A 4,760-nucleotide genomic window follows, 5' to 3' on the forward strand; every position below is an offset into this window, starting at 1 on the left:
CCGTCAAGTCAATCCGATACCGCTTCTTCGACATACGGGCCCCATGAATCGGCCCGCGACACGGCGAGAACCGATTGGCTGCGGGGGACGCAGTGCTTAGCATGACAACACTTCCGCCTTTGGTCGATACAAGGGACTAGCTCAACACGGCGCCATCCGGCACGCGCAGAACCTCCCCCTCGGGCGCTTCCACCTGCACCGCCCCGCGGACCACCACGTCTGAACCGAAATGCACGTCGCCGCGCGCGACCAACTCCGTGCATTCCCGCATCGAGGGCGGGCCGGCGGGAAAGCGCGCTTCCAACTGGTCCATGGTCTTGAAGAAGCGCGTGTCGAGATCGATCAGCGCATCCTCGGGGTGGGCGCCGGGCGCAGGCACGATGCGAAAATCCTCTGACAGCTCGTAGGCATCGGAGCGAACGGAGAGGAGGTCGTTGGTGGTCTTCACCGGAGCGAAGCGGTGAGCCGGAACGCGGATCGCACGTGCACCATCGAATACCGAGAGGGCTGCACCCATCGCGGTCTCGAGTTGGATCACTTCGGGGGAGTTCGGATCCCTGGGATCGACGGGCTTCAGGTTCTTGATCATCGGCAGGCCGAGCACACCGTCGCGCTCCCTCAGCGTTTCACGAAGCGCGTGCAGATCGAGCCACAGATTGTTGGTGTTGAAAAAGCGATAGAGCTTGATGTCCTCGAATTCGGATTGCTCTTCCGGCGGGCATTGGGCCGTCTCGCGCAAGAGGAGGCCGCCACCCTTGCGCAGCGCCAGATGGCCACCCTTTCGATCCGCGATGGTCCGCTCCTTGACCTCCATCGCAAAGGGCGCGCCGGATTCGGCAAACCAGCCGAGCAGCTCGAGATCGAGCACCGCGCCCAGGTTGTCCGCATTGGAAACGAAGGCCGTGCGAAAACCCGCGTCGACCAGGGCATCGAGGGTGCCCGAGGTCAGGAGCGCCGTGTAGAGATCTCCATGACCGGGCGGGCACCACTCGTAGCTCGGCTCGGCGGGCCAGGAGATCGGCGTGCGGTCGTCAGCACGAATGCGCGGAACCTTGTGCTGAAGGAAATCGAGCGGCAGCTTGCCGGCTAGACCCTCGTGCTTCGCGAGAACCGCCAGCGAATCGTCACGGGTCCGGAAGCTATCCATCAACAGCAGCGGCACCGGGCAAGCGTGCTGTTCGCGCAGCCAGAGGATCTGCTTCGCGATCACATCGAGGAAGCTGTTTCCGTCCTTCACCGGCAGCAGCGATTTGGCGCGGGTCATGCCCATCGACGTGCCCAGACCGCCATTCAGCTTGAGTACGACGGTATGCGCCAGCGCCTTCTTTCCGGCACCCCGGGTATCGAGTTCCTCGGCGCTCGGTACCTCGAAGACCGGTTCGATCTCCGCCTTCGAGAAGGTTCCGCTCGCGCCCTCCTCGAGCTGCTCGTAGTAGTACTGGAAGGTGCGGATCGCGAGCTCGGGTAGCCCCTCTGCACGCATCTTTTCTGCGAAAGGATCGAAAGCGGCCACTCAGCCCTCCAATGCGCCGCGGAAGAACGCAGTAAGAACGTCGATCATCGGAACGACATCCGCTCGGCCCGCCATCTCCCGGCAGGAATGCATCGAGAGCATCGGGTTGCCTACATCCACCGTGCGGATGCCAACGCGTGCCGCCGAGATCGGTCCGATCGTCGAACCACAACGCAGATCGTTGCGCGTGACGAAATGTTGGGGCTCGAACCCCAGTTGCCGACAAAGGCTGCTGAAGAGCCCAACGGTCTGGGCATCACTCGCATAGGATTGCCCAGCGTTCACCTTGACCACAGGGCCCCCGCCGAGCCGCGGCCGGTGGCCCGCTTCGTGCTTGTCGGCGTAGTTCGGGTGCACGGCGTGGGCCATATCTGCTGAAATCAGCGTGGATCGTGCTGCGGCTCGGGCCAAACCTTGAGGCTCGGGCTTCTCGAAACCACTGACGATGCGTTCCAGCGCATCCGACAGGAACGTGCCCCCGGCACCCTGAGCGCTTCGGCTACCCACTTCTTCGTGGTCGTAGAGCACGACCACGCGCGTGGCCGCTGGCGAGGGCGAGTCTCCGGCCGCAAGCAGGGCCGTGAGCCCCGCATGACAAGACGCCAGGTTGTCCAGCCGCGGCGCCGCCACGAATTCCTCGCCGCTGCCGGCGAAGGCCGCCGGCTGGCAATCGGCGGTCATCAAATCCCAGCCGCGCAGATCCTCGGGCTTCACGTTGCCTTCGCCCGCCCGGCCCAGTTCGGCGGAGACAAGCTCGGCCAGCTCCGGCGTGCCTTCCAGGCCCACCACCGGCACCGTGTGTTTCTGCGCGTTCACCTTGAAGCCGTCGCTACGCAGTTCGCGGTACAGGTGGATCGCGAGGTTCGGGATTCGCAGAAGCGGCCGGTCGAAATCGATCCGCGCCGAACACAACCGCCCGTCCCGTTCGAAACTCACGCGGCCTGCAAGGCTGAGATCCCGGTCGAGCCAGGTGTGCAGCAACACGCCGCCGTAGGGCTCGACCGCCAGCTGCTGGTAGCCCTCGCAGCCGACATCGGGAAGCGGCTTCACGCGCAGGTTCGGCGAATCCGTATGGGCGCCGACGATCCGGAAACCGCCCTCCGCGGGCGACACCTCTCCGACCCGAAAGGCCAGCAGCGAGCCGTCTCCCCGCACGATGGTCCGGGCGTCGCCCGGAGCCAACTCCCAGGCCTCGCCTTCGTCCAGGGGCTCGAACCCGGCTGCCGCGAGCCGGTCGAGGCCCTCCGCAACCGCGTGGTAGGGCGTCGGCGAGCGATCGATGAAAGTCAGGAGGTCAGCCGCGAGGTCGGTCATGGGCGCCGATGATACGGACCTCCGCCTGACCGAGCGAGCCGCGGCTGGGCTCAGTCGACGCCCCGATTTCCAGCCTCCGCTAGACCGTGAGGCCGGTCACCCACGCCTCTCAGAACCTCCCTTAGGCTGACGATCCGCCCATGATGCTCGCGTCCATCCTACCCCAGCACCGGCTTCGGCTACTCGGCCTCGCCCTGTCCGCCCTGCTGGCCGGCAGCGCAGCGTCAGCCCAGCCGTCCAGCATCCCTGCGGAGGTGCATACCCGTGTGCTGAGCGAGGGAAGTACTCGGGTGATCGTCGAGTTCGCGGACCCGGCCTTCGCTGCGACCGCGAGCCGGCGAGCCCGGATGGCCGTCGACCGGCGGCGGATTGCCGACACCAGCGCCCGGATCGAGGCACGCCTTCCGGCCCAGGCCAAGCAGCGCATGCGTCGCTTCGACGAACTCCCTCTGCTCGCGATCGAAGCAGACTCGGCCACCCTCACGGCGCTTGCTGCCTCGCCGGACGTCGTTGCGGTCTACCCGGATCGGCTCTACGCACCCGGCCTGTACCAGAGCATCCCGGTGGTCGGTGCAGACCTGACCGCTGAAGTGATGTACGACGGCAGGGGCTGGGCCGTGGCCATCATCGACACGGGCGTGGACTCGGGCCATACCACGTTCGGCGGCCGTGTCGTCGAAGAAGCCTGCTTCTCGATTCTGGGAGACTGCCCCGGCGGTGTGACGCAGCTGGTCGGAACCGGTTCCGCCCCCAACTGCGCGTACTCGGTGGATTGCTTCCACGGCACCCACGTAGCGGGCATCGCCGCTGGCGCCCATGCCACCTACACCGGAGTTGCCCCGGGCGCCGATATCGTCGCGATCCGCGTATTCTCGGAGTTCACCGGGAGTGCGAATTGCGGTAGCGCTCCCGATCCGTGCCCCCTGGCCTTCTCCTCTGACATCCTCGCGGGCCTGAACTTTGCTCGGGTCGCTGCGACTTCCCCGATCGCGGCGGTGAACATGAGCCTGGGCGGAGGGAAATACACGACCCAGGGCGACTGCAACGCAAGCGACCCACTCATGGCCTCCGAGGTCGCGGCCGTTCGTGCCGCAGGGATCGCACCGGTCGCGTCTTCCGGCAACGAAAGCTTCACCAACGCCATGGGTTCACCGGCCTGCTTCACCAATATGATCAGCGTCGGCAACACCACCGATAGTGATGTCGTCAACGCCTCTTCCAACAGCGCGTCCTTCCTGACGCTCCTTGCGCCCGGAACCTTGATCAAATCATCGGTGCCGCCGAGCCTCTTCGGCGGCACCCTATGGTTGAACGCGACCGGAACCTCCATGGCGGCCCCTTTCGTCGCGGGCGCATTTGCCGCCATGCGCTCAGCAACTCCGAGCCTGACCGTGGATGCCGGAGTTCAGGCTCTGATCGATACGGGAGCTCCTGTCACCGACTCACGCAACGGCATCACGAAACCGCGAATCGACGTCGAGTTGACCATCAAATCACTCGCACCAGGCGAGTGCTTCAACGGGCTGGACGACGATGTGGACGGATTTGCCGACTACCCGAGCGATCCGGGCTGTTTGACGGGCTTCTGGCCGGAGGACCCGGCCTGCCAGGACGGCATCGACAACGACGGGGACGGAAGGATCGACTTCACCGGAGCCTCTCCGGACCCGGGCTGCGCGTCGGATTTCGATACCTCTGAGACCAACCCCGGCAGCTCCTGCGGGGTGGGCTTCGAGCTGGTGTTGGTTCTGCCGTTGATCCTGGCCGCTCGGCGCCGCAGAGCTTCCGCGCCCGCCTAGCCTGAACTATGCACGAAAGTTGGCTGAGAAGCTGGCTTTCCAATGTTTCAGCGTGCCGCGCGGCGATTGACGCTGACGGATCTCGTTTTGGGTGGTCGATGCCCATTCCGTGGCGCGAATGCGGAGTGTGCTTC

General features: G+C 65.4%; 3 protein-coding genes. 1 reads left to right on the plus strand and 2 read right to left on the minus strand.

The window, feature by feature from the left end:
• Positions 1-136: 136 nt before the first annotated feature.
• Together GY937_05020 and GY937_05025 are read right to left on the minus strand one after the other, a co-directional pair.
• A complete protein-coding gene (locus tag GY937_05020) occupies positions 137-1,483 on the minus strand; it encodes a UTP--glucose-1-phosphate uridylyltransferase (protein MCP5056073.1) in 1,347 nt (448 codons plus the stop codon).
• Between the two features lie 30 nt (positions 1,484-1,513).
• The gene (locus GY937_05025; protein MCP5056074.1) at positions 1,514-2,827 is read right to left on the minus strand and encodes a M18 family aminopeptidase; all 1,314 of its coding nucleotides are present in this window, start codon (positions 2,825-2,827) and stop codon (positions 1,514-1,516) included.
• Between the two features lie 140 nt (positions 2,828-2,967).
• Here GY937_05025 and GY937_05030 point away from each other — a divergent pair, with 140 nt between their 5' ends.
• A complete protein-coding gene (locus tag GY937_05030) occupies positions 2,968-4,626 on the plus strand; it encodes a S8 family serine peptidase (GenBank protein MCP5056075.1) in 1,659 nt (552 codons plus the stop codon).
• The last annotated feature ends 134 nt before the right edge of the window (positions 4,627-4,760 follow it).

This window comes from bacterium (assembly GCA_024228115.1).
Classification (GTDB): Bacteria; Myxococcota_A; UBA9160; order UBA9160; family UBA6930.

Coding starts and splice junctions, on each gene's coding strand:
- GY937_05025 (MCP5056074.1), bottom strand. CDS start 2,827: ATGACCGACCTCGCGGCTGACCTCCTGACTTTCATCGATCGCTCGCCG.
- GY937_05030 (MCP5056075.1), top strand. CDS start 2,968: ATGATGCTCGCGTCCATCCTACCCCAGCACCGGCTTCGGCTACTCGGC.
- GY937_05020 (MCP5056073.1), bottom strand. CDS start 1,483: ATGCGTGCAGAGGGGCTACCCGAGCTCGCGATCCGCACCTTCCAGTAC.